Origin of the sequence: Winogradskyella pacifica, from assembly GCF_013403915.1 — a bacterium.
GTDB lineage: Bacteria > Bacteroidota > Bacteroidia > Flavobacteriales > Flavobacteriaceae > Winogradskyella > Winogradskyella pacifica.
Genome location: NZ_JABFDI010000078.1, coordinates 1 through 588 on the forward strand (window position 1 = coordinate 1; position 588 = coordinate 588).

The 588-nt window shown below is 64.6% G+C and carries 2 protein-coding genes; both read right to left on the reverse strand.

Annotated features, from left to right (window positions below):
- The coding region (locus tag HM984_RS18110) for an ATP-binding cassette domain-containing protein (protein WP_257018523.1) at window positions 1-218 on the reverse strand (218 nt) is incomplete at its 3' end.
- 16 nt (window positions 219-234) lie between these two features.
- Window positions 235-423 carry a hypothetical protein gene (locus HM984_RS18115; protein ID WP_218845081.1) on the reverse strand — a complete coding sequence of 63 codons (189 nt, stop codon included), beginning with the start codon at window positions 421-423 and terminating at the stop codon, window positions 235-237.
- Window positions 424-588: the final 165 nt, after the last annotated feature.

Below are 588 nucleotides of genomic sequence, written 5' to 3' on the forward strand. Positions count from 1 at the left end.
GCTATGTCGATCGACGATCGCTCACCGAGGGGGGTGCCGTCGAGTCGGACAACCCCGCAGCGGGGCCGCAGGACCCTGGCCAGCGCCATCAGCAGCGTCGACTTGCCGGAACCCGACGGCCCGATGACGGTGGTGGTTCTACCCGCGTCGACGTGAATGTTCACCCCGCGCAGCACCTTGTTGGTGCCGAAGGCGAGATGAATGTCAGTGCCGGTCAATGAGACAGCCATGTGCTCACCTCTCCACCACGATGATCTTCTCGACCGGGTCGAGCGTGCCGGATGTGTCGGCTTTGCCCGATCGCAGACGGGAGTCGATGAAGTTCACCAGGTGCGTCAGGGGGATCGTCAGGAACAGGTAGAACACCCCGGCGGCCAGCAGGGGTGAGAGATTGCCGGTCTGCGCGGCGGTGTCCTGCCCCACCCGGAACAGCTCGATGCGAGGCCAGCAGCCCGAGGAAGTAGATCAGCGAACTGTCCTTGATCAGCGAGATGAACTGATTGACGATGGCCGGCAGGACGCGTCGAATCCCCTGCGGCACAACCACCAGCGCCATCGACCGCCGATAGCTGAACCCCAGCGCGCGGG